Origin of the sequence: Janthinobacterium amylolyticum, from assembly GCF_051380655.1 — a bacterium.
Taxonomy (GTDB): domain Bacteria; phylum Pseudomonadota; class Gammaproteobacteria; order Burkholderiales; family Burkholderiaceae_D; genus Janthinobacterium.
On the sequence record NZ_JBNYXL010000002.1, the window covers coordinates 254,272 to 279,873 of the forward strand.

Consider the following 25,602-nt stretch of genomic DNA (forward strand, 5'->3'; position numbering starts at 1 on the left):
GGAAAGACCCATGGGTCCGTATAAAAAACTCTGGTTCACCCTGATCGGCGTGCTGATCGTGACGTTTTCGCTGCTTGGCTACTACGGCACGGAGGTCTACCGCCAGGCGCCGCCGATCCCCGCGCAAGTGCTGTCGCAGGATGGCCGGCAGCTGTTCGACCGCGAGGGCATCCTCGACGGCCAGACGGCCTGGCAATCGGTGGGCGGCATGCAGCTCGGTTCCATCTGGGGGCACGGCGCCTACCAGGCGCCCGACTGGACGGCCGACTGGCTGCACCGCGAACTGACGGCCTGGCTGGAACTGGCCGCCCAGGAGCAGCATGGCAAGGCTTACGCGGCGCTCGACGGCCCCGCGCAGGCGGCGCTGCGCGAAGCGCTCAAGCTCGAATACCGGGCCAACCGCGTCGACGAGGCACAAGTGCTACGCCTGTCGCCGCGCCGCGTGCAAGCCGTCGCCACGACCGCGCATTATTACGACCAGCTGTTCTCGGACGCGCCGGCGCTGCAGCAAAGCCGCGAACATTTCGCCATGAAGGAAAACACCTTGCCCAGTGCCGAGCGGCGCGCGCAGATGACGCAGTTCTTCTTCTGGACGGCGTGGGCGGCCGCCACCGAGCGTCCGGGCCAGAAAGTGACCTATACGAACAACTGGCCGCACGAACCGCTGATCGGCAACCAGCCCAGCGGCGAAAACCTCGTCTGGTCGGTGGCCAGCGTGGTGGTGCTGCTGGCCGGCGTGGGCTTCCTCGTGTGGGGCTGGGCCTTCTTGCGCGACCACGATGAAGCGCTGCCGGCCGCCGGCCCGCGCGACCCGCTCACCACGTTCGCCCTGACGCCGTCGCAGCGGGGGCTGGGCAAATACCTGTTCCTGGTGGTGGCGCTGTTCATTTTCCAGGTCTTCATCGGCGGCTTTACGGCGCACTACACGGTGGAGGGCCAGCGATTCTACGGCATCGACGTGTCGCGCTGGTTCCCGTATGCGCTCACGCGCACCTGGCATATCCAGGCCGCGCTGTTCTGGATCGCCACGGGCTTCCTGGCCGCCGGCCTGTTCCTCGCGCCCCTGATCAATGGCGGCAAGGACCCCAAGTGGCAGCGCCTGGGCGTCGACGTGCTGTTCTGGGCCCTGGTGGCCGTTGTCGTCGGCTCCTTCATCGGCAACTACCTGGCCATCGCGCAAGTGATGCCGCCCGAGTGGAATTTCTGGCTGGGACACCAGGGTTATGAATACGTCGACCTGGGCCGCCTGTGGCAGATCGGCAAATATGTCGGCATCCTGCTGTGGCTCGTGCTGATGCTGCGCGGCGTCGTGCCGGCCCTGCGCCAGCCGGGCGGCGACAAGAATCTGCTGGCGTTGCTGACCGCATCCGTGGGCGCCATCGGCCTGTTCTACGGCGCGGGCCTGTTCTATGGCGAGCGCACGCACCTGTCCGTGATGGAATACTGGCGCTGGTGGGTGGTGCACCTGTGGGTGGAAGGATTCTTTGAAGTCTTCGCCACCACGGCGCTGGCCTTCATCTTCGCGACCCTGGGCCTGGTGTCGGCGCGCATGGCCACGGCGGCCAGCCTGGCCTCGGCTTCGCTGTTCATGCTGGGCGGCATCCCCGGCACCTTCCACCACCTGTACTTTGCCGGCACCACCACGCCCGTGATGGCCATTGGCGCGAGCTTCAGCGCGCTCGAAGTGGTGCCGCTGATCGTGCTGGGACACGAGGCGTGGGAAAACTGGCGCCTGAAGGAACGCGCGCCATGGATGGAGCAGTTGCGCTGGCCCCTGATGTGCTTTGTCGCCGTCGCCTTCTGGAACATGCTGGGCGCCGGCGTGCTGGGCTTCATGATCAATCCGCCCGTGGCCTTGTACTATATCCAGGGCCTGAACACGACGCCCGTGCATGCGCATGCGGCCCTGTTCGGTGTGTACGGCTTCCTGGCGCTGGGCTTTACCTTGCTGGTGCTGCGTTATTTGCGGCCTGATTACCGCTTCAGCCCTGCCTTGATGAAGACGGCCTTCTGGGGTTTGAATGGGGGCCTGGCGCTGATGATCTTTACCAGCCTGCTGCCGATCGGCATCATCCAGTTCCACGCCAGCGTAACGGAAGGCCTGTGGTATGCGCGCAGCGAGGCATTCATGCAGCAGCCGCTGTTGCAGAACCTGCGCTGGGTGCGTACTTTCGGCGACGTGGTCTTCATCGCCGGCGCCATCGCCATGGCGCTGCAGGTGGTGCTGGGGTTGATGGACAAGGCGCCGAAAGCGCCTGTACTGCAGCCGCAGGCGGTGCGGCCCGGTTAACGCCTGCGGACGCAGTCGATGTAGGCTTCAGTATCCGGCGGCAAGCCCGAGCGCTGCGAGGCCCAGATCATCTGGCCCAGGCATTCCATCACTTCGTGCTGGGCCGCATGGGCCGAATCGAGGCGCTGGGTCAGCTGCTGGACGGCCGGGCGGATGCCGCGCGGCTGGTCCACCTGCACCTGCTCCGTGATCGACAGATGCATGGACAGGTGCAGGAAGGGGTTGGCTTGTCCGCCCTCGACGGAGTAGTCGCGCGCCAGCGCCGCTTCCACGTCGGAGAGCTCGTTTTCATACTCGGGGTGTTCGAGTATCCAGTCGAGCGCGATGGCTTCCATCGGCGTGAGGATTTCATGGGCGCGGTGCTTGCGCAAGGTGTCGCAAAAGAAGCGGCGCACGTCGTCGGAAGAGGGGTTGAACATGGCTGAAGGACTATGGCTAAAGGGCAGCCGGCATTGTACCGCGTACATAAATAATGGGCATCGAGGATGCCCTTTTTGCCGTCTGGCGGCCGCTTTCATGACCCGATAGTCACCGAAATTTAATACCCTGCAGTAAGTATTATCCACTACCGCCACGGCCCGGCGGGGCCAAATAACGGTGATAAAATCGCCGCTCTTGATATTTGCTCTGGACACGATGGCGATTTTATTGTCACTCCGTGCTTCCATTGCCCGCACCTTTGCCACCAGATCTTGCTCCTGGTTTATCCCGGAGCGCGGCAGCATGCCTATCACCATCGACCTTGAGCTATCCGGCCGCCCTGGCGTTCCGGCTGGCTGGCTGTTTGCATTCCATACAGCGCTGGTGCCGTCGTGGTGGCGCACAAGAATCATCCTTCAGTATTCATAAACGGAGTTACGTATGCGTAAATCGCTATTACTTTTGATGTCGTGCCTGATCCTGGCGGCATGTGACAAGACACCGCCGGCCTCGTCCGAAAAACCGGTCGACGTGCTGCTGGTGGGCGCCGGCACCATGAGCGCCACCCTGGGCAGCATGCTCAAGGAACTCGACCCGTCGCTGACGATGGAAATGGTCGAGCGCCTCGATTCCGTCGCCGCCGAAAGCTCGGACGCGATGAACAACGCGGGCACGGGCCACTCGGCGTTTGCCGAACTGAACTACACGCCGGAAGCGGCCGATGGCAGCATCGAAACGAAGAAGGCCGTTGCCATCAACGAGCAATTCGAAATTTCCAAGCAGTTCTGGGCCTACCAGGTGGCCAACAAGCACCTGGGCGCGCCGCAAACCTTCATCAACAATGTGCCGCACATGGCTTTTGTCTGGGGCGACGATAATATTGCCTTTTTGAAGAAGCGCTACGCCGCGCTGCAAAAGGAAAACCTGTTCAAGGGCATGCTGTATTCGGAAGACCAGGCGCAGATCGCGCAGTGGGCGCCGCTCGTCATGCAAGGCCGCGACAAGGGCCAGAAAGTGGCGGCAACGCGCATGGACATCGGTACCGACGTCAACTTCGGCAACCTCACGCGCGGCCTGGTGAAATACCTGACGGACAGTCATGGCATGGTCCTGCACCTGCGTCACCAGGTGGAAGATATCCAGCGCGGCGCCGATGGCGTGTGGAACGTCAAGGTCAAGGACCTGGCCAGTGGCCAGGAAAAGACCATGCGCGCCAAGTTCGTCTTCATCGGCGCGGGCGGCGGTTCGCTGCCGCTGCTGGAAAAATCGGGCATTCCTGAAGCCAAGGGCTACGGCGGCGTGCCGGTCGGCGGCCAATGGCTGGTGACGACCAACCCGGGGCTGGTGGCGGCGCATGCGGCCAAGGTCTACGGCAAGGCATCCGTCGGTTCGCCGCCGATGTCCGTGCCGCATCTGGATACGCGCATCATCGATGGCAAGAAAGCCCTGCTGTTTGGCCCGTTTGCCACGTTCTCGACGAAGTTCCTGAAAAACGGTTCGTGGACCGACTTGCCAGGTTCGATCGGCACGGGCAATGTGAAGCCGATGCTGCAAGCCGGCTACGACAATATTCCGCTGACCAAATACCTGGTCGAGCAGGTGATGAATTCGCCGGAAGACCGCCTGAAGACCCTGCGCGAATACCTGCCGACTGCCAAGATGGAAGACTGGACCTTGCAAAACGCCGGCCAGCGCGTGCAGATCGTCAAGGATGACCCTGTCAAAGGCGGCTTGCTGCAGTTCGGCACGGAAGTCGTCGGTGCCGCCGATGGCAGCATCGTTGCCCTGCTGGGCGCCTCGCCAGGCGCGTCGACCGCGCCGCCGATCATGATCAAGGTGCTGCAAACGGCATTCAAGAGCCGTTTGGCCACGCCGGAATGGCAAGCGAAGATGGTGGAAATGGTGCCGTCGTACGGTCAAAAACTGAACAGCGATCCGGCCCTGGCCAACAAGATCCGCCACTACAGCAGCAATATCCTGGGTTTGAAGGCGATCACGCTGGATGTAGCACCAGCACCAGCACCGGCGCCTGCGCCGGCGGCGAACTAAGTCAGCCTGAGCGGCAGGGTAGTTTCCTGCCGGTATGAAAAAAGGGGCAGCCTGGTCAGGCTGCCCCTTTTGCGTGGGAAAGTGCGTTCATTGCGGTGGACTACCCCTTGCCCGGCAAGATCAGTTCCGGCGTGCACCCTTCGGCGGCATCGCCATCGCAGGGCTTGGCCAGTGCCGTACCATCCTGCGCCCTGGGTGCATGGGGCTGGCGCAAGTAGCGCGAGGTATGGCGGTGCGGCTGCTGCGTGTTGCCATGCACGGGCCAGGTCAGGAAGCGCGATAGCTCCTGCAGCGCGCGCTGGTACACATCGCGTTTAAATTCAATCACGACATCGAGCGGGACCCAGTACTCATGCCAGCGCCAGGCGTCGAACTCGGGATGGTCGGTCAGGCGCAGATTGACGTCGTTGTCGCGCGCGCACATTCTCAGCAGAAACCAAATCTGCTTCTGGCCACGGTAATGGCCGCGAATCTCGCGCTTGATGAAGTGGTCTGGCACTTCATAGCGCAGCCAGTCGCGGGTGCGGCCGACAATTTTGACGTGTTCCTGTCTGAGTCCGATTTCCTCTTCAAGTTCGCGAAACATGGCTTGTTCCGGTGTTTCGCCATATTTGATACCGCCTTGCGGAAACTGCCATGAGTGCTCGCGCACCCGCTTGCCCCACCACACCTCGTTCTGGGCGTTTAGCAGGATGATGCCGACGTTGGGCCGAAACCCTTCACGGTCGAGCATAATGCACCTCAAACTTTCTGCGACAGAGCGTCTTTTTTTACATAATTACCCACAACTCCGCAAGCCGGCAGCCTTTTCGGGGTGCGAAAAGGGCCGGAATCGCACCAATTGAGCGCATTTGTGTAAAGTATGGACGCATCAGCCAGCTAATCCTTTAAAATTAGGTTGATTATAACCCTCTCTTTTTAAAAAGAATTCACCGTTATGCGCGCCTCCCGTTTTTTTATTTCCACACTTAAAGATGCACCTTCTGACGCGGAAATCGTCAGCCACCAATTGATGATGCGTGCAGGCATGATCAAACGCCTCGGTTCCGGCATCTATACCTACATGCCGATGGGCCTGCGCGTGATCCGCAAGGTGGAAGCCATCATCCGTGACGAGATGAACAAGGCCGCCGGTATCGAACTGCTGATGCCGCTCGTGCAGCCAGCCGAACTGTGGCAGGAGACGGGCCGCTGGACCAAGATGGGCGACGAACTGATGCGCGTGAAAGACCGCCACGGCCGCGAATACGCGATCCAGCCGACGTCGGAAGAAGTCATCACGGATGTCGTGCGCACGGAAATCAAGTCCTACCGCCAGCTGCCGCTGAACTTTTATCATATCCAGACCAAGTTCCGCGACGAGCGCCGTCCCCGCTTCGGCCTGATGCGCGGCCGCGAATTCACCATGAAGGACGCGTACTCGTTCGACCGCGACCTGGCCGGCATGCAAGCGTCGTACAAGGTCATGTTTGACGCCTACACGCGCATCTTCACGCGCTTCGGCCTGAAGTTCCGCGCCGTGGCAGCCGACAACGGCGCCATCGGCGGTTCCGGTTCGCATGAATTCCACGTCATCGCCCACACGGGTGAAGACGCGCTCGTGTATTGCCCGACCTCCGACTACGCGGCCAACATGGAAGCGGCCGAAGCGCTGCCGCCAGCGGGCGAGCGCCCGGCAGCAGCCCAGGCGCTGACGAAAACGGCCACGCCGGACACCGTCAAGTGCGAAACCGTGGCAGCCCTGCTGGGCATCGATTTGTCGCAAACCGTGAAAACCATCGCCCTGACGGTGGAAACTACGGACAAGGACGAGAAAGTCACGAAACAGCACTTCATGCTGCTGCTGCGCGGCGACCATGAATTGAACGACATCAAGGTGGGCAAGGTTGCCGGCCTGGCCGGTCACCGTTTCTCGACGGAAGCGGAAATCCTCGAAGTCTACGGCTCGATTCCTGGCTACCTGGGCCCGATTGCTACCCGCGCACCCGTCACCGTGGTGGCGGACCGCACGGTTGCCCACATGAGCGACTTCGTGTGCGGCGCGAATGAGGCCGGTTTCCACTACACGGGCGCCAACTGGGGCCGCGACGTGGCCGAGCCTGCCATCGTGGCCGATCTGCGCAATGTCGTCGCCGGCGACGCTTCGCCGGACGGCCAGGGCGCGCTGGCCATCGAGCGCGGCATCGAAGTGGGCCACGTGTTCCAGCTGGGTACGGCGTACTCGGAAAGCATGAAAGCCACCTTCCTCGACGAAAACGGCAAGCCTGCGCCGCTGCAGATGGGCTGCTACGGCATCGGCGTAACGCGTATCCTGGGCGCCGCCATCGAACAGAACTTCGACGACAAGGGCATCATCTGGCCAGCCTCCATCGCGCCATTCGAGGTCGTGCTGTGCCCGATGGGCATGGACCGCAGCGAACTGGTCAAGGAAGAGACGGAGAAGCTGTACGCGGCCCTGCAAGGCGCTGGCGTGGATGTCATCGTCGACGACCGCGGCTTGCGTCCTGGCGCCATGTTTGCTGACTGGGAACTGATTGGCGTGCCGCACCGCATCGTCATCGGCGAGCGCGGCCTGAAAGAAGGCAAGCTGGAATACCAGGGCCGCCGCGACGCGGAAGCCACCGGCGTGGCGCCGGACGAGATCGTTGCCTTCATCCAGGGCAAAATGGCGCAGTGAAGCGCTTATCCGTAAGCAAGACGGCCGGCGCGCTCGCGCTGGCTGCCTGCCTGGCCTGCGCCTTTCCTGCGCAGGCCGGCAACCAGAAGGAGGAGGCGCTGGCCGACTCCGTCCGCCTGGCGCTGTCGCACGCGATCCGCGACGAACGCCCGCCGCAACCCAAATTTGCCACGCCCGCCGACTTGCAGCGCTACCAGCAATGGCTGGCGCAGATGTCCACGCGCCTGCAGCGCAAGCTGCCGGACGCCCAGCTGCGCACGGAATTCCTGGAAACCGTCTGGTACGAATCGCGCCGCGCGGGCCTGGAGCCGGCCCTGGTGCTGGGCCTGATCCAGGTGGAGTCGGCCTACCGCAAATACGCCGTCTCGCTGGCCGGCGCGCGTGGCTACATGCAGGTGATGCCGTTCTGGACTGGTGTCATCGGCGACCATGACCGCAGCAAGCTGTTTCACATGCAGACGAATCTGCGCTATGGCTGCGCCATCCTGCGCATGTACCTGGACATGGAAAAAGGCGATTTATACCTGGCGCTGGGGCGCTACAACGGCAGCCGGGGGCGGGCCGAGTATCCGAATGCGGTCAGGGCGGCTTGGCGGCAGTGGGAATTCAAATGAAGGCTGGGGTCAGAGCCCCGGCAGCGTTGGCGCAGAGCTCTGTGTTAACGGTGTTGAGGGTCTGACCCCGGGCAAATGGCAGCCAAAAAAAATGCCCCGCTCGCAGTAAAGCGGCGGGGCACTCGCTCGGCGTTTGAAGCCGGCGCGTATCTGATTATTTCAAATGATCGGAGATCAGTTTCGTCATTTCAAACATGGAGACTTGGGCTTTGCCGCCGAAAACTGCTTTCAGCTTGTCGTCCGCATTGATCATGCGGCGGTTGGCCGGATCTTGCAGATCGAGTTTTTTGATGTAATCCCATACCTTTTTGGTCACTTCCGTGCGCGGCAGCGGTGCTGCGCCAACAACGGCGGCCAGATCTTTCGATGGCGTCATTGCTTTCATGAATGCTGCGTTTGGCTTGCGTGGTGTTGCCGGTGCTGCCGCTTTCTTCGCCGCTGCTGGTTTAGCTGCTGCTTTGGCTGCGGGTGCTGCTTTCTTGGCGGCTGCAGGCTTGGCTGCTGCTGCTTTGGCTGGCGCTGCTACTGGGGTTTTTTTGGCTGTTGCCATCTTCGAGCCTCCTTAACAAACACATGGGAAATTGCGCAATTAATCGCACGGCTAATATTGGTGTGGATTTACCTAGTATGCAAGTGTTTTTCACGTTTTCACGAGGAAAAAGCAGCGAAATGACGCGCCTGTCTCCCGGGCGCACCGCTTGGGGGCACGCCAGCGCGTTTTTGCCCGTAAATGGCATGGTTGCTGGCTATGCGGGGAGGGGGGCTGCGGAGAGAAGGAAGAGTGATGCCGGACACATGAAAATGCAATCCGGCATTATTTAGAACGATGTTTTTTGACTTGAACTACGCCTCACGCGGCGTAAAAAAGGCCTTCAAAATCACAGCGAGCGGGGATGATTTGTGGTCGAGAAGCGCAAGCGCACTCTAGTGCGCTGAGCATCGCCGGCCGCAAAGCGCCCCGCGCAGCGGATTTTGAAGCCTTCCACTACCTCATGCCGGGCATCATGCCCTTCATGGAACGCATCATCTTCATCATGCCGCCGCCCGACAATTTCTTCATCATCGTCTGCATTTGCTCGAATTGCGTCAGCATGCGGTTTACTTCCTGCACTTGCACGCCGGCGCCGGCGGCGATGCGGCGCTTGCGCGTGGCCTTGATCAGTTCAGGCTTGGCGCGTTCCTGCGGCGTCATCGAGTCGATGATGCCGCACATGCGGCGCACCTGTTTGTCGGCCTGGTCCATGTTCTTGCCGCCTGCCGCCTGCTGGAACTGGGCTGGCAGCTTGTCCATCAGGTTGGCCATGCCGCCCATTTTCTTCATTTGGCCCAGTTGCGCCTTGAAGTCGTTCATGTCGAACTTGCCGCCAACCTTGATCTTTTGCGCCAGGTCGGCCGCCGCCTTGCTGTCGACGCCCTTGCGCGCCTCTTCCACCAGGGCCAGGATGTCGCCCATGCCGAGGATGCGATTGGCCATGCGGGTCGGGTCGAACGCTTCCAGGCCGTCGAGTTTTTCCGAAACACCGGCAAACTTGATCGGTTTACCCGTGATGTGGCGCACGGACAGGGCCGCACCGCCGCGCGCGTCACCGTCGAGCTTGGTCAGCACGATACCCGTCAGCGGCAGCGCATCATTGAAGGCCTTGGCCGTGTTGATGGCGTCCTGGCCCAGCATGGCGTCGACGACGAACAGGGTTTCGATCGGTTTCACGGCGCCGTGGACGGCGGCGATTTCGCGCATCATCTCTTCGTCGATACCCAGGCGGCCCGCCGTATCGATGATCAGCACGTCGTGGTAATGCTTTTTCGCCCAGTCCAGCGCGGCAAGGGCGATATCGACCGGCTTGTCGGTGCTGGTGGACGGGAAGAAGTCGGCGCCCACCTGGGCGGTGACCGATTGCAGCTGGGCGATCGCGGCGGGACGGTACACGTCGGCCGAGACGGTCAGCACTTTCTTCTTCTTTTCTTCCTTCAGGTACTTCGCCAGCTTGCCGACGGTGGTGGTTTTACCCACACCTTGCAAACCGGCCATCAGGATGATGGCGGGCGGCTGCTGGGCAAAGCTGATCTGCGACGCTTCCGGCCCCAGGTCGGCGCCCATCAGGGCGGCCAGCTCGCGCTGCACCACGCCCACCAGGGCCTGGCCAGGCGTCAGCGAGGAAATTACATCCTCGCCCATGGCTTTTTCTTTGACTTTGGCGATGAATTCGCGCACGGCGGGCAGGGCGACGTCGGCCTCGAGCAGCGCCAGGCGCACTTCGCGCAGCATGTCGGCGGTGTTCGCTTCGGTCAGGCGCGCCTCGCCGCGCATGGTCTTGACGACTTTGGCAAGCCGTTGGGTGAGATTATCTAGCATGATGAACCTGCAATGAAAAGCTTGGGAGTGGGCGGCGCCAAGCGCCTATCCCGGCAGGAAATGACTGCATCTGCTGGAGGTAGGCGCGAAACCGGACGATGGGCGCCATTTTACCCCATCGCGGGGCCCCGGCGTTCCCCTGCTGCACAGCCTGGCGGTCGGCGGGCTTTTGATTTAGTTAGTATTTCTGGCAACGCCGCGATTGCACGAATGCCACGAACGCGGTTAAAATGAGAATAATTCTTATTTACATTCCCGGGCGTACAGCGCCTGACCAGGGAGGATGCCATGCCGGCCGCCGATTTTGCCCAGCAACAGGACTTGCACGCGCTCTACAGCAGCCATCACGGCTGGCTGCAGGGCTGGCTGCGGCATAAGCTGGGCAATGCGGGCGAGGCGGCCGACCTGGCGCAGGATACCTTTATCAGTGTGCTGGCCAATGGCATGGCGCCGCAGATCCGCGAGGCACGGCCGTTTCTCGCCACCATCGCGCGCCGCCTGGTGGCGCACCGCTACCGCCGGCAAGTGCTGGAAGACGCCTACCTGGAAGCGCTGTCCTGTTTGCCGCCCGAGGCGGCGCCCGCGCCCGAAGCGCGCCTGCTGGCGCTCGAAGCGCTGCAGGAGATCGATACGGCCCTCGATGGCTTGCCCGGCCCCGTGCGCACGGCGTTCCTGTTGGCGCAGCTGGAAGGCCTCAGCTATGCCGAGATCGCCGCGCGCCTGAACGTGTCTGCCAGTTCGGTCAAGCAATACCTGACACGCGCCAACCGCCAGGTGTTTTTCTCGCTGCCGGCATGAGCAAGTTGGGCGAACGTGCGGCCCCGGCGGCCATCAGCGACGCGGTGCAGCAGCAGGCGGCCGAGTGGCTGACCATGCTGATGTCGGGCGAGATGAATGAAACCGAGCAGGCCGCGTGGCAGCGCTGGCGCGGAGCCGATCCGGAACATGAACGGGCCTGGCAGCATATCGAAGCCGTCTCGCAGCGCTACAAAGGCGTATACGCCGACGGCGCGCAGCGCACGGCGGCCGCCCAGGCACTGGCCAGCGCCGGGCCGCCCGCCAGCGGCAAGCGGCGCCAGCTGCTGGCGTGGCTGGGCGTGGCGGCCGGCGGCGGCTTGCTGGCCGCGCAGACGAACGCCTGGGATGGCGCGCGTAGCTTGCGCGCCGATTACCGCACGGCCACGGGCGAGCGGCGCGATGTGGCGCTGGCCGATGGCAGCGTGCTCAGCCTGAATACGGGATCGGCCGTCAACGTGCGTTTTGACGCCAGACGCCGCCTGATCGAATTGCTGGCCGGCGAAATCCTCGTCACCAGCGGCCAGGGTGCCGGCAGCGACGCGCCTTTGGTGGTGGCCACGCGCGAAGGCCTGGTGCGCGCGCTGGGCACGCGCTTTTCCGTGCGCCAGCAAGATGGCGTCAGCTCCGTGGACGTGTTTGAAAGCGCCGTCGAGATCCGTCCGCGTGACGGCGACGGCGCGCCCTTGCGGCTGGCGGCAGGGCGCGGCGTGGCGTTTTCTCGCCAGGCGCCCGGCGCGCCGCATGCCATCGATGCGTATGCGGATGCCTGGTCGCGCGGGCAGCTGATCGTCGACGACGTGACCCTGGGCGATTTCCTGGCCGACCTGGCCCGCTACCGCCCCGGCATCATCCATTGCGCGCCGGAAGTGGCACAGCTGCGCCTGTCGGGCGTGTTTCCGCTGGCCGACACCGCGCGCATCCTGAACATGCTGCCGAACTCCCTGCCGGTGCAGGTGCGCAGCCGCACCGCCTACTGGGTGACGGTCGAACCGGTCCCATAGCACCCCACAAAATATATTTGCGGCCGGACTGCCCGTTTTTCGTTTTCGCGGCACCTACAGAGTAGGGCGCCTGTTTTTCACCGTCTGATGACGCCACTACTATCAGGAACTTGCATGTTTCACGCTTTGAATTTTGTCAGTTTGCCATTCCCTCACTCCGCACTGCGCCCGCTGGCGCAGGCGGCCGCGGCCCTGTGCCTGGCCGCCAGCCTGCCTGCGCTGGCGCAGCAGGCCGCGCCGGCCATCCCTGCCGCCCCGGCCGCCGAGCAAACCATGCTTGGCGTGTCCGTCACGGCAGGGCGCGATGCGGCAACGGAAGGCAGCGGCTCCTACACCACGGGCGTGAGCAATACTGCAACCAAGCTGAACATGTCGCTGCGCGAGACGCCGCAGTCGGTCAGCGTGCTGACGCGCCAGCAGATCGATGACCTGGGCATCACGACACTGGACGACGCCGTGCAGTCGATCACGGGGCTGGTCATGCAAAAGGGTAATTTCACGGGCGATTCGGGCAGTTTCAGCGCGCGCGGCTTCCCGGTCGATAACATCCTGCTCGACGGCTTGCCTACCAGCCTGGGCGCGAATGGCACTTTCAATGGCGACAATGACGACCTGGCCATCTACGACCGCATCGAGGTGGTGCGCGGCGCCACGGGCCTGACGACGGGGGCCGGCACACCGAGCGCGGCGATCAACCTGGTGCGCAAGCGCCCGACGGCTACGCCGCAAGCGTCCTTTTCGGCCAGCATGGGCAGCTGGAGCAACTACCGCCTGGAAGCCGATGCGGCCAACGCCCTCAATGCAGCGAAGACCCTGCGCGGGCGCATCGTCGTGACGGTGCAGGACAAGCAGGATTTTGTCGACGTGCTGCATGGCCGCAACCACCAGCTGTACGGCATCGTCGAAGCCGACCTGCGTCCCGACACCACCTTGACGGTGGGCGCGCACTACCGCAAGACGGATAACGACGGCGTCACGACGGGCGTGGTCACGGCCGCCGACGGCAGCTTCCTGAACTTGCCCCGTTCGACTTACCTGGGCACCGACTTCGACGAGTGGCGCCAGACGGACAAGACCATCTTCGCCGAACTGGAGCACCGCTTCGCCAACGGCTGGAAGGCCAAGCTGTCGGCCACGCGCAAGACGCCGGAGATCGACACCACGTTTTCCGGCATCAACCGCCGCGGCGACACCCTGCGCTTCAATTCGCAAAGCTACCGCGCCGAACTGGCCAACACCAGCTACGACGCGAATGCCAGCGGCAGCTACAGCCTGTTCGGCCGCCAGCACGAGCTGACCATCGGCGCCAGCCACCGCCGCTCGTCGAAAAACAGCTATGGCGGCTGGGCTCCATACAGCTGGGGTGCGGCCGCGCCGGTGCTCGACCCGTTCAACTGGGACACGGGCAGCGTGGTGCGCCCCGTCATCAACTACGCGCAGTGGCGCACGGCCAGCATCACCGAGCAAAGCGGCGTGTATGCGGGCACGCGCATGCGCCTGGCAGAGCCGCTGTCATTGGTGCTGGGCGGACGCGTGAGCTGGTACAAGGACGATGCGGGCTATTCGGTGGCGCGTGAATTCACGCCGTATGCCGGCGTTGTGTATGACCTCGACAAGCAGCATTCCGTGTACGCCAGCTGGACCGAGATCTTCCAGCCGCAAGCCTCGACCGACGCCAATGCGCAGCCGTTGAAGCCGATCAGCGGCACCAACTACGAAGCGGGCGTGAAGGGCGAATACTTTGGCGGCGCCCTCAATGCCAGCGCCGCCGTGTTCCAGATCCGCCAGCAAAACCGCGCCGTGGACGACCTGGCCGGCCCGAGTCCCTGCCCGGGCAGCACCTGGGGCTATTGCCAGCGCGCGTCGGGCGAAGTGCGCAGCGAAGGCGTGGAGCTGGAAGTGGCGGGCGCGCTGACGCCGAACTGGCAGCTGTCGGCCGGCTACACCTATGTAAAAGCGCAATTTACGCGCGACAGCGACCCGGCCAATATCGGCAAGGATTTCAACAGCCGCTATCCGCGCCAGCAGCTCAAGCTGGCCACCAACTACCGCCTGTCCGGCGCGGCGCAGGGCTGGCGCGTTGGCGCCTCGGTGTACGGGCAGGGCGCGACGGAGTCGAGCGACGGCACCTACCACCTGCGCCAGGGCCGCTACGCGATCCTGGGCCTGAACGCGGCCTGGCAGATCGACAGCCGCGCCGAGCTGCGCCTGAACGTCAACAATGCGCTGGACAAGCACTATTACCAGAGCATTTATTCCGATGTCTTCGGCAACCTGGTCGGCGCGCCGCGCAACCTGATGCTGACGTTGAACTACAAACTATAAATAATCACTTTTGAATGATCTATCTTGATGAAGGATGCAAGGCTTATGGATGTGCAGTTGAATCTGGGCCACGCCAGCCATGGCGTGAGCCAGCGTATGCCACAGGGAGCGCCGCGATGATGAAATCGGCCAACATGATGTTGTTCTCGCGCGTGCTCGCCGCCGTCTTTGGCGGCTATGCGCTGACGTCCGGCGTGGCCGTGCTGCTGGCGGCCCTGCTGCCGCTGTCGCGCGCCGAAGCCGTGCTGACGGCCACCCTGAGCGCCTTTGTCGTGTACACCTGCGCCGTCATCTGGGTCTTTGCCGTGCACGACCTGCGCCGCGCCTGGCTCGGCATGCTGCTGCCGGCCATCCTGTGCGGCGGCTTCGGCCTGCTGCTGTCGCGAGGTGCGGCATGAACGCCGTCAAGGTGGATAAAGTGGTGAAGACACCGCAGCAGGGCGGTTTGCGCCAGGCCATGGCCTGGCTGCACACGTGGAGCGGCCTGTGGATTTCCTGGCTGCTGTTCGCCATTTTCCTGACCGGCACCCTGGCCGTCTTCGACGACCCGATCAGCCACTGGATGACGCCCGAACACGCACTGGAAGAAGCGGCGCATGCGAACGATCCGCCGCAGCCGAAGGTCACGGACCGTGGCCGCCGCCTGGAGCTGGCGCTGGACTTCATGGCGAAAGAGCATCCGAAGGCGGACATGTGGGAAATCTGGCCCGTGCAGCGTCCTGGCCATGGCCTGTCGGCGTACTGGTTCCAGCCCAGCGGCGGTTATGGTTCGGCCGATCTCGATCCGCTGACGGGCGCCGTCGTCGAACATGCGCGCGAGGAAAATGCGCGCGAGACCATCGCCGGCCACCATTTCGTCGATTTCCACTACGAGCTGCACGCTGGCCGCATCGGTGTGTGGATCGTCGGCATCACCACCATGATCATGCTGGTGGCGCTGGTCAGCGGCGTCATCACGCACAAGCGCATCTTCAAGGACTTCTTCACCTTCCGCCCCGCCAAGGGCCAGCGTTCGTGGCTCGACGCGCATAACGCGGTGGCCGTGCTCACTTTGCCGTTCCAGTTCATGATCGCCTACACGGGCCTGGCGTTCTTCAGCGACGATTATGTGCCGGCCCCGGTGGTGGCGCAATACGGCATGGACAATGCCAAGAAGGCCTTTTTGGCCGACTGGAACGACGTGGGCAAGCCTGGCAAGAGTGGCCAGCCGCTGGCCATTCCCGCGCTGGAGCCGTTCGCGCAGCGCGCCGAGCAGGCCATCGGCCAGGACATCCGCGCCGTGGTGCTGGACAACCCGAATGACGCCTCCATGCGCGTGTGCATGTACGGCTGGAATGAAGACACGGACACGATGGAACGTCTCAGCGCCAACACGGGCCGGGCCTGCTATGCGCTGGCCACGGGCGAGCAGGTCGCCTTGCGCCTGCCCGGCGAGTCGGACACGGGCGGCGCCGGCCTGACGCGCTCCGTCATGTCGAACCTGCACATGGCCGGCTTCGGCGGCACTCCAATGCGCTGGCTGTACTTCTTCTGCGGCCTGGCCGGCACGGCCATGATGGGCACGGGCGCCATCCTGTTCATGGTCAAGCGGCGCCAGAAGTCCGGCGCCGAGTTTGGCGCCTACACGCAGCGCGTGTACCGCGTCATCGCCTGCCTGAACGTGGCGGCGATTGCCGGCCTGTCCATCGCCTGCATCGGCTACCTGTGGGCGAATCGCCTGATTCCCGTCGGCATCGAGCACCGCGCCGGCTGGGAAGTGCGGGCCTTTTTCGGCGTGTGGTTTGTGATGCTGGTGCATGCCTGCCTGCGCGCGGAAAAGCGCGCGTGGATCGAACAACTGTGCCTGCTGGCCGCCCTGTGCCTGCTGCTGCCGGTGCTCAATGTCCTGAGCACGGGCGACAACCTGGTGGCGCAGTTCGCGCGCAGCGACTGGGAAAGCGCCGGCGTGGAATTGTGCAGCGTGGCCTTTGGCCTGCTGGCCGCCTGGGGCGCGTGGAAAGTCCACAAGCGCAGGGAAAAACCAGTAAAGAAAGCGGCCGGCAAGGAAAAGGCGGCGCCCTCGGCCAGCCTGCACGTCACCACGGAAGGACAGTCATGATCAATGCCATTCTTTGCGCGCTGGGCCTGTCGTATGCGGGCATGGCCAGCCTGTCATTGGCGATGGACCGCCATCACGGCCAGGTCTGGGGCACGGATGCGGCGCCGAACGTGCGGCGCACCTTGCAGCTGACCGGCGCGCTGTTGCTGGCGCTGGCCATCTGGCCCTGCGTTGCCGGCTGGAGCGCCAGCGTCGGCGTGGTCGCCTGGCTGGGCTTCCTCTCGGCCGGCGCGCTGCTGGTGGCCCTGCTGCTGCCTTACGCACCGCGCTTGCTGTTTCGTAGTTCCCTGCTGGCAGCCGTCGCCGCGCTGGCAGGTCTTGTGACGTTCCTGCAGTAGTACCCACTGCATATTTCAAGGATAGACAGATGCACTTTTCACGCCTGGCGACATTGTTTGACGTTTTGACTTTCCTGAAGGCGGCTTCCTGATGGCGGCCCGCCTGCCTTCCCGCCGCGCCCGCATCCTGGGCGGCGTGGTCTTGCTGGCGCTGTTCGGCGCCGGCGCCCTGTGGGCCACGCGCGGCCCGAAAACCGTGTTCGACACGGCTCCCGTCAAGCGCGGCGACATCGAGGCCAGCGTGACGGCCATCGGCACCCTGCAGCCGCAAACCTATGTGGACGTGGGCGCGCAGGTGTCGGGCCAGATCACGCGCCTGCACGTGCAGCCGGGCAGCGCCGTGGATAAAGGCCAGCTGCTGGCCGAGATCGACCCCAGCGTGCAGCAAGCCACCGTGGACGCGGGCCGCGCCGCGCTGGCGGGCTTGCGCGCACAGCTGGCCGACCAGCAGGCGCAGCACCGCCTGGCGGGCCAGCAGCATGGCCGCCAGAAGCAGATGGCCAAGTTCGACTCGACGCCCTTGGCCGACCTGGAAACGGCGGAAGCCACCCTGGCCTCGGCCGCCGCCAAGATCGACCACCTGAAGGCGCAGATCGACCAGACCCAGGCCAGCCTGAAGGCGGACGAGGCGCGCCTCGGCTACACGCGCATTTACGCGCCCATGGCCGGCAAGGTGGTGGGCCTGGACGCAAAAGAGGGCCAGACCCTGAACGCCACCTACCAGACGCCGAACATCCTGCGCATCGCCGACCTGTCAGCCATGACGGTATGGACGGAAGTGTCGGAAGCGGACGTGCGCCGCGTGCGCCCGGACATGTCCGTGTACTTCACCACCCTGGGCGGCGACCAGCGGCGCTGGAGCGGCAAGGTGCGGCAAGTGCTGCCGGCGCCGCCGGTACCGGGCGGCACCAGCGCCGGCACGGCCCTGGCGCCGTCGTCCAGCAAGGTGATTTTATATACGGTGCTGTTCGACGTGGATAACGCGGACGGCGAACTGATGCCGCAGATGACGGCGCAAGTGGTGTTCGTCACGGCGGCGGCGAAAAACGTGCTGGCCGTGCCCCTGCCGGCACTGAAACCGTCGACGGAAGAAGGCGCCAAGCCCGGGCAGTTCACGGCCCGCGTGATGGATGCGGATGGCAAGGTCGATACGCGCGCCGTCACCGTGGGCGTGCGCAACCGCCTCAGCGCGGAAGTGCTGCAAGGCTTGCGTGAAGGCGAATTGCTGGTGACGGGCGAACAGCCGGCCGGCAGCGGCGCCAGCAGGTTCCAGCTGTGAGCGCCATGAGCGAGGCCAGGTCGCTGGGGCAAGCCGGCGATGCTGGCCAGCCGGCGCCCCTGATCGAGCTTGCCGGCATCCGCAAGCGCTACGGCGGCCATGACGGCGCGCCGGCCGTGGAAGTGCTGCGCGGCGTGACCCTGTCGATTGGCGCCGGCGAATTCGTCGCCATCGTGGGGGCGTCCGGTTCCGGCAAGTCGACCCTCATGCATCTGCTGGGCTGCCTGGACCGCCCCAGCGACGGCACTTACCGTTTTGCCGGCCAGGACGTGGCCAGCCTGAATCCCGATGAACTGGCCTGGCTGCGGCGCGAAGCGTTCGGCTTTGTCTTCCAGGGGTATCACCTGATCGCCACGGAATCGGCGCGCGAAAACGTGGAAGTGCCGGCCCTGTACGCGGGCATGCCGGCGGCGGCCCGCCATGCGCGTTCCGCAGCGCTGCTCAAGCGCCTGGGCCTGGGCGAGCGGCTTGACCACCGGCCGAACCAGTTGTCGGGCGGGCAGCAGCAGCGCGTGTCGATCGCGCGCGCGCTGATGAATGGCGGGCGCATCATCCTCGCCGATGAACCGACGGGCGCGTTAGATAGCAGCAGCGGCGCCGAAGTCATGGCCCTGCTGGGCGAACTGGCCGACGCCGGCCACACCATCATCCTGATCACGCATGACCGCAAGGTGGCGGCCCAGGCGCGCCGCGTGATCGAGATCAGCGATGGCCAGATCGTCGAAGACTCGGGCGCCATCGCCATTCCCGCCACGTCGACGACCCTGCCGCCGCTGGACATGGCGCGCGCCGCCCATGACACGGGGGCGTCGCTGGGCACGGAATTGCTCGACGCGGCGCGCGCCGCCTGGCGCGTGCTGTGGATTAACCGCTTCCGCACGGGCCTGACCCTGCTGGGCATCATCATCGGTGTCGCTTCCGTGATCGTCATGCTGGCCATCGGCCTGGGCACGCGCCAGCAGGTGATGGCGCAACTGGGCGCCTTCGGCTCGAACCTGCTGTACATGGCGTCGCGCGGCGAAAGCTCGCGCATTCCCGGGCGCAGCATCACCCTGGCCGATCTCGATGCGCTCAAGGACGTGCCGGGTATTTCCCACGTGCTGCCTAACGTCACGGGCAACAAGGTGATACGCCATGGCAACCTCGACGTGCAGACCTATGTGCGCGGCACGGGGCCAGCCCTGCCGCAGATCCAGACCTGGCCCGTGGCCAAGGGCGGCTTCTTTACCGAGGAAGACGAGCGCGAGATGGCCACCGTGGCCGTGCTGGGCGCGCACCTGGCGGAAAAACTGATGCCCGACGTGGCCAATCCCGTCGGGCAGAATATCCTGATCGGCAACGTGCCGTTCCAGGTGATCGGCGTGATGAGCGCGAAGGGGGCGCTGACGGGCGAGAAGGATGAAGACGACGTGCTGCTGCTGCCGTTTTCCACAGCCGGCATCCGCGTTTTCGGCCAGCGCGAGCCGACCTACACCGTCATGGCGGTGGCCGACGTCAAGCGCGTGACGGAAGTGGAGGCGGCCGTCGATGCCACCATGTTCGAGCGCCACCGCATCCGCGACTACGGCATCAGCAACGCGGCCGCGTCCATCGCCGCCGAAGCCAAGACGCAGGACAACATGACCATCATGCTCAGCCTGATCGCCGCCGTTTCCCTGGTGGTGGGCGGCATCGGCGTCATGAACGTGATGCTGATGACGGTGCGCGAGCGCACGCGTGAAATCGGCATCCGCATGGCGACGGGCGCGCGCCGGCGCGACATCCTGCGCCAGTTCCTCACCGAAGCCGTGCTGGTGTCGGTGGTGGGCGGCGTGGCCGGCATCGTGGTCGGCGTGACGGTGGCCGGCCTGCTGCTGGTGTGGGACGTGCCCGTGATCTTTTCGCTCAGCGCCATCGCCGGCGCCTTTGGCTGCGCCGTGGTGACGGGACTGGTGTTTGGCTTCATGCCGGCGCGCAAGGCATCGGGGCTCGATCCTGTCGTGGCGCTGGCTGGCCAGTAAGGTCGGCTGTTGTAAAAACGCCGGCGCAGTGCCTGCCATCGCGGCCAGGCATTGCGCCGGCGTTGTTGTTTCGGCTAAAATGAGAATAATTCTTATTTGCATTGGTGCCAGGCGCCTGACAGAAAGGATGCCATGCCGGCCGCCGACTTCGCCCTACCGCAAGACCACTCCTCTCCCATGCCCGCCGCCCAGGCGCTGTACCAGCAGCACCACGGCTGGCTGTATGGCTGGTTGCGCTACAAGCTGGGCAATGCCGCCGACGCGGCCGACCTGGCACACGACACCTTCATCCGCATTCTGGCGGGGCGCGACATCGCCGCCATCAACCAGCCGCGCGCCTACCTGACAACGGTGGCGCGCGGCATCCTCATCAACTGGTACCAGCGCCAGGCGCTCGAACGCGCCTATCTGGACGCCATCGCCCTGCTGCCCGAAGCGCAAGCGCCGTCGTGCGAAGCACAGTATCTGATTCTGGAAACCCTGCACCAGGTCGACGCCATGCTCGACGCCTTGCCGGCCGTGGTGCGGCGCGCTTTCCTGCTTTCGCAGCTGGAAGGCCTCACGTATGATGCCATCGCCGTGCGGCTCGACATCTCGCTGGCCAGCGTGAAACGCTATATGAAGCAGGCCTTCCTGGCCTGCCTGCAACTGGAAGAATAGGGTGGCCGCAGCGGAAAAAGACGGGCGCATCGATCCGCTCGTCCTGGAGCAGGCGGCCGACTGGCTGATGCAGCTGCACGCGGGCGCCGCCAGCACGCAGCTGCGGTGTGAATGCGAACGCTGGCGCGCCAGCGACCCGGAACATGCGCGCGCCTGGCGCCGCGCCGAAGCGCTGCTGGGCAAACTGGGCGGTTTGCCACCGGAGCTTGCCATGCCGGCGCTGGACCGGTCCCGTTCATCGGACCGGACCTCCGCGCGCCGCGCCGCGCTGCTGAAACTGGCCGCCTTGCTGGCCGTGGTGCCCGGCGCCTGGCTGCTGGCCGAACGGCAGGGCTGGCGCCATGACTACCAGACGGCGACGGGCGAGCGGCGTAACATCGAACTGGCCGACGGCAGCCGCATCAGCCTCAATACGGCCACCACCCTGGACGTGCAGTTCGATGGCGCACAGCGTCTGCTGACCCTGCGGCGCGGTGAAATCGCCGTACATACCGCCTCCGATGCGCAGCGCCGGCCCTTCTTCGTCGCCACGGCCGAAGGCAGGCTCGAAGCGCTGGGCACGGTGTTTTCCGTGCGCCAGGAAGCGGGCCGGACGATGCTGGCCGTGCGGGAAAGCCGCGTGCGGGTGCAGGCGCGCAGCGGTGCGCAGCACCTCATTGCGGCGGGTTCGCAGGTGGCCTTCACGGCGGCGGCCATCGGCGAACCGCGAGCGCTGGCTGCCGGAGCGCTGGCTTGGCAGCGCGGCATGCTGCTGGCCGACGCCATGCGCCTGCACGACTTCGCGCTGGAACTGGGCCGCTACCGGCCCGGCATCGTGCGCTGCGATCCCCGCGTCGCCGATGTGCGCGTCTCGGGCGCCTTCCCCATCACGGACACGGATGCGGCGCTGGTGATGCTGGTGTCGACCTATCCCGTGGTGGCGCGCACGCGGCTTGGCGGGTATTGGCTCACCCTGGATGCGCCTGAATAAATAGTTGAAGAAACCTGACACTTTTGTCGCGCCGGGCTGGCAAGGGGAGGAATACCGCCCAATCAAAGGAAACGTCATGCCCGCTGCTCCCCTCCGCTCCATCGTCTTTCTCTCTGTCCACCTGGCCGTGCTGGCCATGGCCGCACCCGCCCATGCGGCGTCGCTCGATACGCCCGCCGCGCGCAGCATCGTACTGCCGGCCGGCCCGCTGGGCCGCAACCTGTCCACCGTCGCCGTTGACGCGGGGATCGCCCTGTCCTTCGATCCCGCGCTGACGGCGGGCTTGAACAGTCCCGCGCTGAGCGGCAGCCATACGCCGCGCGCAGCGCTCGCCCTCCTGCTGGCCGGCAGCGGGCTGGAAGTCGTCGGCCGCAGCGACGGCAGCTATACCTTGCAAAAAGTGGCGCCCGCCGCACCTGCCGCTGCCGCTGCCAGCACTCCTGGCGAGCAAACCCTGGCCGCGATCCGCGTGCGCGCGCGCCGCGCCGCCGATGGCAGCACGGAAGGCACGGGCTCGTACACCAGCCGCGTCACCAGCATCGCCTCGAAGACGGATCAGTCCTTCCGCGAGATTCCCCAGTCGGTGTCCGTCATCACGCGCCAGCAGCTCGATGATCAGGACGTCAAGGATATCGGCGGCGCCATGGCGTTGGCGCCAGGTATCACGTCCAAGCGCGTGAATGGCCACGCCTACAATTTTTATTCGCGCGGCTTCCAGATCGACAGCATGCAGATCGATGGCGGCGCGCCTTTTAATATTGGCAGCTACACCGCCACGGCGATCCAGGACATGGCGATGTACGACAGGGTCGAGGTGATGCGCGGCGCATCCGGCTTGCTGTCCGGTGCCGGCGATCCGGGCGGCGTCATCAACCTGGCGCGCAAGAAACCACTGGAACACCGGCAACTGACGGCCGGCCTGTCGGCGGGCAGCTGGAGCAATTATCGCGCCGACATCGACGCTACGGGCCCGCTCGCCTATGACGGCCGTCTGCGCGGGCGTGTCGTGGCGATGTATGAAAATGATGGCTCCTTCATGCGTCATTTCCGCACGGAAAAGGCGCTCGTGTACGGCGTGCTGGAAGCGGACTTGCCCACGGGATCGCTGTTGACCGTTGGCGGTTCGCACGCCAAGCGCGATACGACGGGCAGCGGTTCCGGCTTGCCCCGCTATGCGGACGGCGCCGATGTACACTTGCCGCGCTCGACCAACCTGAGCCAGCCCTGGGGCTACGTCGACAATGAGGTCACGGAACTGTTTGCCCAGCTCGAACACCGCTTTGTCTCTGGCTGGAAGCTGAAATTGAATGCCAGCCATGTCGAGCAGAGCGCCAGGGGACGCGGCACGTTTACCACGGGTGCGGTGGAGCCGGGCGGCAGCGGCGGCGTCGTGTGGGCCGGTACGCGCAACACTGCCTGGAATCACCAGAATGTGCTGGACCTGAACTTGACGGGCAACTTCAAGTTGCTGGGACGCACGCATGAGTTGCTGCTGGGCGCGGACCGGCAAAAAGTGACGAGCTACTGGGATTCGGCCCGGCAGACGGGGGCGGGCAGTACGCCGGCCAATCCCTTCGATCCCGATGCCACGCCGTGGGCGGGGGGCGACAATGGTACTGTCTGGTATCGTTTCCATCCCTGGGAGCAGGAACAGTATGGCGCTTATGGCACCGTGCGCCTGCACCCCAGCGAGCAGCTGCACGTGGTGCTGGGTGCGCGCCTGGCGCGTTACAAGTTCAAGCAATATGTGTCATCCCTCGATGGCGACACGGGTGTGTGGTCGCCCGATTCGGACAGCCGCTTCAGCGAGCCGACCAAGCTGACGCCGTATGGCGGCATCATCTATGACCTGAACGGGCAGTGGTCGGCGTATGCCAGTTATTCGGCCATCTTCAAGCCGCAGGCGCTGTACAAGGCGGGACCGGTGCCGGGCACCTCGCTCAAGCCCATCACGGGCAAGAGCTATGAAGGCGGCTTCAAGGGCGAGCTGCTCGACGGCCGCCTGAATGCCACCTTCAGCCTGTTCCATGTCGAACGCAGCGGCGAGGCCGTGCTCGATCCCGGCTATCCTGAAGAAACCGATCTGTATGCGGGCAATTGCTGCTATCTGCCACAGGGCAAGGTGACCAGCCGCGGCGTGGATATGGAAGTGGGCGGCGAACTCCTGCCTGGCTTGCAGGCCGCCGCCGGCTATACCTTTAATCACAGCAAGAATGACAGCACGGGCTTGCCTTTCAGCAGCATCACGCCCAAGCATCTGTTCAAGCTGTCCACGGCGTATACCTTGCCTGGCGCCTGGTCGGCCTGGAAGGTGGGCGGCAATGTCGCCATCCAGAGCGCCAACTATACGAGCGGCACGGTGGTCACGCGCGATGGCGCGGAGCAGGACTTCCAGTTTACGCAGGGCGGCTATGCCGTCTGGAGCGCGCTGGCGCAGTACCGCATCGATCCCCGCTGGTCGCTGGCCCTGAACGTGAATAATCTCTTTGACAAGCGCTACTATGAAAAGACGGGTTATACGGGCGGCGGCAACTGGTACGGTGCGCCGCGCAATGCCAGCCTGACGTTGCGCGCCACGTTTTAAACAGGCGGGGCCAGTCCAGGGCAAAAAAAATGTTGCCCTGGCTCTATCACACGGTACTATCTCCCCATAATAAAAAGCAGTGTTTCGCGTGCCCTTGCGGGCACACACCAACCACCACAGGAGAACCCGATGCAGAAAAAATCAACCTTGAACAATGTGGGCTTGAAAAGCGGTATCGCCGCCGCCCTCATGCTGGCGTTTGGCCTGGGCGCCGTGCAGGCGCAGGCGCAGGAAGTCGTGCGCCTGGGCAACCTGAAATTCGCCCATTACGGCGCCGTGTCGTACATCAAGGAAATCGCGCCCAAGTGCGGCATCAAGGTCGAAGAGCATATCTTCGCCAAGGGACTCGACGTGATGCAGGCCATCATCGCGGGCGAACTGGACGTGGGCGCGACGGCATCCGAGGCGGCCATTTCCGGCCGTGCCGGCGGCGCGCCCATCTATGTGGTGGCCGGCTTTGCCAAGGGCGGCGCGCGCCTGGTGGCGGGCGCGGGACAAAAGATCAGCAGCGTCAAGGAATTGAAGGGCAAGCGCGTGGGCGTGACGCGCGGCGGCATCCAGGAAGTGCTGCTGCTGGCCGAGCTGTCGCAGGCGGGCCTGACGTATGCCGAAACCAAGGGCAAGGACGTGCAGCTGGTGTTTCTTGCCTACGCCGACCTGAACCAGGCGCTGATGGGCAAGAATATCGACGCCATGATGCAGTCGGAGCCGCAATCGTCGCAAGCCATCAACAAGGGCTTTGGCACGGAAGTCATCAAGCCGTACGACACGCCGATCGGCGAACCCGTGCGCACCATGGTGATGACGGAGAAGTTCTACAAGGAACGCCGTCCCGTGGCGGAAAAATTCATGCGCTGCTTCGTCGAAGCCACCAAGACCTTTATCGACAACAAGGCGACGGCGGAAAAATACGTGCGCGAAGTGATCTTCCGCGGCCAGATCACCAAGGATGACTTCGACGATGCGATCAGCAATTCGCCGTATTCATATGACATCACGCCCGAGCACATCCAGATCACCACCGATGTCATGGTGAAAACGGGCGTGGGACGCATGACCAAGCCGCCCGTGGCCAAGGACTGGGTCAAGACGGACTTGCTGGAGCAGGCGAAAAAGAGCCTGAACGTGAAGTAAATCAGCCAGCCG

At 64.4% G+C, this 25,602-nt stretch carries 20 protein-coding genes; 16 read left to right on the forward strand and 4 right to left on the reverse strand.

From position 1 onward, the window contains the following. Positions 1 to 10 precede the first annotated feature (10 nt). Positions 11 to 2,290, forward strand: coding sequence for a nitric-oxide reductase large subunit (locus ACQ4WR_RS04700; protein ID WP_436485634.1), 2,280 nt, complete (start codon positions 11 to 13; stop codon positions 2,288 to 2,290). On the opposite strand, the gene ACQ4WR_RS04705 is transcribed toward ACQ4WR_RS04700, so the two are convergent. Further along, complete coding sequence (locus tag ACQ4WR_RS04705) at positions 2,287 to 2,709, reverse strand: DUF1841 family protein (RefSeq protein ID WP_034746547.1); 423 nt, start codon at positions 2,707 to 2,709, stop codon at positions 2,287 to 2,289. The genes ACQ4WR_RS04700 and ACQ4WR_RS04705 overlap by 4 nt on opposite strands. A 442-nt stretch (positions 2,710 to 3,151) precedes the next feature. On the opposite strand from ACQ4WR_RS04705, the gene mqo reads away from it, so the two are divergent. Next, on the forward strand, positions 3,152 to 4,759 hold the full coding sequence (gene mqo / locus ACQ4WR_RS04710; protein WP_436485636.1) for a malate dehydrogenase (quinone): 1,608 nt from the start codon (positions 3,152 to 3,154) through the stop codon (positions 4,757 to 4,759). 100 nt (positions 4,760 to 4,859) lie between these two features. On the opposite strand, the gene ACQ4WR_RS04715 is transcribed toward mqo, so the two are convergent. After that, positions 4,860 to 5,492, reverse strand: coding sequence for an RNA pyrophosphohydrolase (locus ACQ4WR_RS04715; protein WP_102296167.1), 633 nt, complete (start codon positions 5,490 to 5,492; stop codon positions 4,860 to 4,862). Positions 5,493 to 5,696: 204 nt separating this feature from the next. Here ACQ4WR_RS04715 and ACQ4WR_RS04720 point away from each other — a divergent pair, with 204 nt between their 5' ends. Further along, complete coding sequence (locus tag ACQ4WR_RS04720; protein WP_436485638.1) at positions 5,697 to 7,436, forward strand: proline--tRNA ligase; 1,740 nt, start codon at positions 5,697 to 5,699, stop codon at positions 7,434 to 7,436. After that, complete coding sequence (locus ACQ4WR_RS04725; protein WP_102296163.1) at positions 7,433 to 8,050, forward strand: lytic transglycosylase domain-containing protein; 618 nt, start codon at positions 7,433 to 7,435, stop codon at positions 8,048 to 8,050. Before ACQ4WR_RS04720 ends, ACQ4WR_RS04725 begins: the two co-directional genes overlap by 4 nt. 154 nt (positions 8,051 to 8,204) lie before the next feature. Here ACQ4WR_RS04725 and ACQ4WR_RS04730 read toward each other — a convergent pair whose 3' ends face one another. Together ACQ4WR_RS04730 and ffh are read right to left on the reverse strand one after the other, a co-directional pair. Then, a complete protein-coding gene (locus ACQ4WR_RS04730; RefSeq protein ID WP_071650146.1) occupies positions 8,205 to 8,600 on the reverse strand; it encodes an SWIB/MDM2 domain-containing protein in 396 nt (131 codons plus the stop codon). Positions 8,601 to 9,035: 435 nt separating this feature from the next. After that, entirely contained in the window at positions 9,036 to 10,403 is a 1,368-nt protein-coding gene (gene ffh / locus ACQ4WR_RS04735; protein WP_034746567.1) for a signal recognition particle protein, read from the reverse strand. A gap of 288 nt (positions 10,404 to 10,691) precedes the next feature. Between ffh and ACQ4WR_RS04740 the strand changes: the two genes are divergently transcribed. The 12 genes from ACQ4WR_RS04740 to ACQ4WR_RS04795 all read left to right on the forward strand — a co-directional run bounded on the left by ACQ4WR_RS04740 (position 10,692) and on the right by ACQ4WR_RS04795 (position 25,590). Then, positions 10,692 to 11,201: a sigma-70 family RNA polymerase sigma factor gene (locus ACQ4WR_RS04740; RefSeq protein ID WP_102296161.1), complete on the forward strand. Its 510-nt coding sequence runs from the start codon at positions 10,692 to 10,694 to the stop codon at positions 11,199 to 11,201. Beyond that, on the forward strand, positions 11,198 to 12,202 hold the full coding sequence (locus ACQ4WR_RS04745; RefSeq protein ID WP_436485641.1) for a FecR domain-containing protein: 1,005 nt from the start codon (positions 11,198 to 11,200) through the stop codon (positions 12,200 to 12,202). Before ACQ4WR_RS04740 ends, ACQ4WR_RS04745 begins: the two co-directional genes overlap by 4 nt. A gap of 114 nt (positions 12,203 to 12,316) precedes the next feature. After that, the gene (locus tag ACQ4WR_RS04750; RefSeq protein ID WP_436485643.1) at positions 12,317 to 14,527 is read left to right on the forward strand and encodes a TonB-dependent siderophore receptor; all 2,211 of its coding nucleotides are present in this window, start codon (positions 12,317 to 12,319) and stop codon (positions 14,525 to 14,527) included. 116 nt (positions 14,528 to 14,643) lie between these two features. After that, positions 14,644 to 14,925 (forward strand): hypothetical protein, encoded by a 282-nt coding sequence (locus ACQ4WR_RS04755; RefSeq protein ID WP_436485645.1) that lies wholly within the window; start codon positions 14,644 to 14,646, stop codon positions 14,923 to 14,925. Beyond that, positions 14,922 to 16,625 carry a PepSY-associated TM helix domain-containing protein gene (locus tag ACQ4WR_RS04760; RefSeq protein ID WP_436485646.1) on the forward strand — a complete coding sequence of 568 codons (1,704 nt, stop codon included), beginning with the start codon at positions 14,922 to 14,924 and terminating at the stop codon, positions 16,623 to 16,625. The genes ACQ4WR_RS04755 and ACQ4WR_RS04760 overlap by 4 nt, the downstream gene beginning before the upstream one ends. After that, a complete protein-coding gene (locus tag ACQ4WR_RS04765; RefSeq protein ID WP_102293252.1) occupies positions 16,622 to 16,963 on the forward strand; it encodes a DUF3325 domain-containing protein in 342 nt (113 codons plus the stop codon). The genes ACQ4WR_RS04760 and ACQ4WR_RS04765 overlap by 4 nt, the downstream gene beginning before the upstream one ends. Before the next feature lie 91 nt (positions 16,964 to 17,054). Next, complete coding sequence (locus ACQ4WR_RS04770; RefSeq protein ID WP_436485647.1) at positions 17,055 to 18,242, forward strand: efflux RND transporter periplasmic adaptor subunit; 1,188 nt, start codon at positions 17,055 to 17,057, stop codon at positions 18,240 to 18,242. A 5-nt stretch (positions 18,243 to 18,247) separates the two neighbouring features. Continuing rightward, positions 18,248 to 20,242, forward strand: a complete 1,995-nt coding sequence (locus ACQ4WR_RS04775) for a MacB family efflux pump subunit (protein WP_436485649.1) — start codon at positions 18,248 to 18,250, stop codon at positions 20,240 to 20,242. Between the two features lie 132 nt (positions 20,243 to 20,374). Beyond that, a complete protein-coding gene (locus ACQ4WR_RS04780; protein ID WP_436485650.1) occupies positions 20,375 to 20,902 on the forward strand; it encodes a sigma-70 family RNA polymerase sigma factor in 528 nt (175 codons plus the stop codon). Between the two features lies 1 nt (position 20,903). Further along, entirely contained in the window at positions 20,904 to 21,872 is a 969-nt protein-coding gene (locus tag ACQ4WR_RS04785) for a FecR domain-containing protein (RefSeq protein WP_258002819.1), read from the forward strand. Positions 21,873 to 21,948: 76 nt separating this feature from the next. Continuing rightward, positions 21,949 to 24,456 carry a TonB-dependent siderophore receptor gene (locus ACQ4WR_RS04790; RefSeq protein ID WP_102293256.1) on the forward strand — a complete coding sequence of 836 codons (2,508 nt, stop codon included), beginning with the start codon at positions 21,949 to 21,951 and terminating at the stop codon, positions 24,454 to 24,456. A gap of 129 nt (positions 24,457 to 24,585) precedes the next feature. Continuing rightward, entirely contained in the window at positions 24,586 to 25,590 is a 1,005-nt protein-coding gene (locus ACQ4WR_RS04795; protein WP_374755228.1) for an ABC transporter substrate-binding protein, read from the forward strand. Positions 25,591 to 25,602: the final 12 nt, after the last annotated feature.

Bases quoted from the DNA above. Each gene is read 5' to 3' on its own strand.
- ACQ4WR_RS04750 (WP_436485643.1), top strand. From the start codon at position 12,317: ATGTTTCACGCTTTGAATTTTGTCAGTTTGCCATTCCCTCACTCCGCA.
- ACQ4WR_RS04765 (WP_102293252.1), top strand. From the start codon at position 16,622: ATGATCAATGCCATTCTTTGCGCGCTGGGCCTGTCGTATGCGGGCATG.
- mqo (WP_436485636.1), top strand. From the start codon at position 3,152: ATGCGTAAATCGCTATTACTTTTGATGTCGTGCCTGATCCTGGCGGCA.
- ACQ4WR_RS04790 (WP_102293256.1), top strand. From the start codon at position 21,949: ATGCCCGCTGCTCCCCTCCGCTCCATCGTCTTTCTCTCTGTCCACCTG.
- ACQ4WR_RS04775 (WP_436485649.1), top strand. From the start codon at position 18,248: ATGAGCGAGGCCAGGTCGCTGGGGCAAGCCGGCGATGCTGGCCAGCCG.
- ACQ4WR_RS04730 (WP_071650146.1), bottom strand. From the start codon at position 8,600: ATGGCAACAGCCAAAAAAACCCCAGTAGCAGCGCCAGCCAAAGCAGCA.
- ACQ4WR_RS04715 (WP_102296167.1), bottom strand. From the start codon at position 5,492: ATGCTCGACCGTGAAGGGTTTCGGCCCAACGTCGGCATCATCCTGCTA.
- ACQ4WR_RS04720 (WP_436485638.1), top strand. From the start codon at position 5,697: ATGCGCGCCTCCCGTTTTTTTATTTCCACACTTAAAGATGCACCTTCT.
- ffh (WP_034746567.1), bottom strand. From the start codon at position 10,403: ATGCTAGATAATCTCACCCAACGGCTTGCCAAAGTCGTCAAGACCATG.
- ACQ4WR_RS04795 (WP_374755228.1), top strand. From the start codon at position 24,586: ATGCAGAAAAAATCAACCTTGAACAATGTGGGCTTGAAAAGCGGTATC.
- ACQ4WR_RS04780 (WP_436485650.1), top strand. From the start codon at position 20,375: ATGCCGGCCGCCGACTTCGCCCTACCGCAAGACCACTCCTCTCCCATG.
- ACQ4WR_RS04745 (WP_436485641.1), top strand. From the start codon at position 11,198: ATGAGCAAGTTGGGCGAACGTGCGGCCCCGGCGGCCATCAGCGACGCG.
- ACQ4WR_RS04700 (WP_436485634.1), top strand. From the start codon at position 11: ATGGGTCCGTATAAAAAACTCTGGTTCACCCTGATCGGCGTGCTGATC.
- ACQ4WR_RS04705 (WP_034746547.1), bottom strand. From the start codon at position 2,709: ATGTTCAACCCCTCTTCCGACGACGTGCGCCGCTTCTTTTGCGACACC.
- ACQ4WR_RS04755 (WP_436485645.1), top strand. From the start codon at position 14,644: ATGATGAAATCGGCCAACATGATGTTGTTCTCGCGCGTGCTCGCCGCC.
- ACQ4WR_RS04740 (WP_102296161.1), top strand. From the start codon at position 10,692: ATGCCGGCCGCCGATTTTGCCCAGCAACAGGACTTGCACGCGCTCTAC.
- ACQ4WR_RS04760 (WP_436485646.1), top strand. From the start codon at position 14,922: ATGAACGCCGTCAAGGTGGATAAAGTGGTGAAGACACCGCAGCAGGGC.
- ACQ4WR_RS04770 (WP_436485647.1), top strand. From the start codon at position 17,055: ATGGCGGCCCGCCTGCCTTCCCGCCGCGCCCGCATCCTGGGCGGCGTG.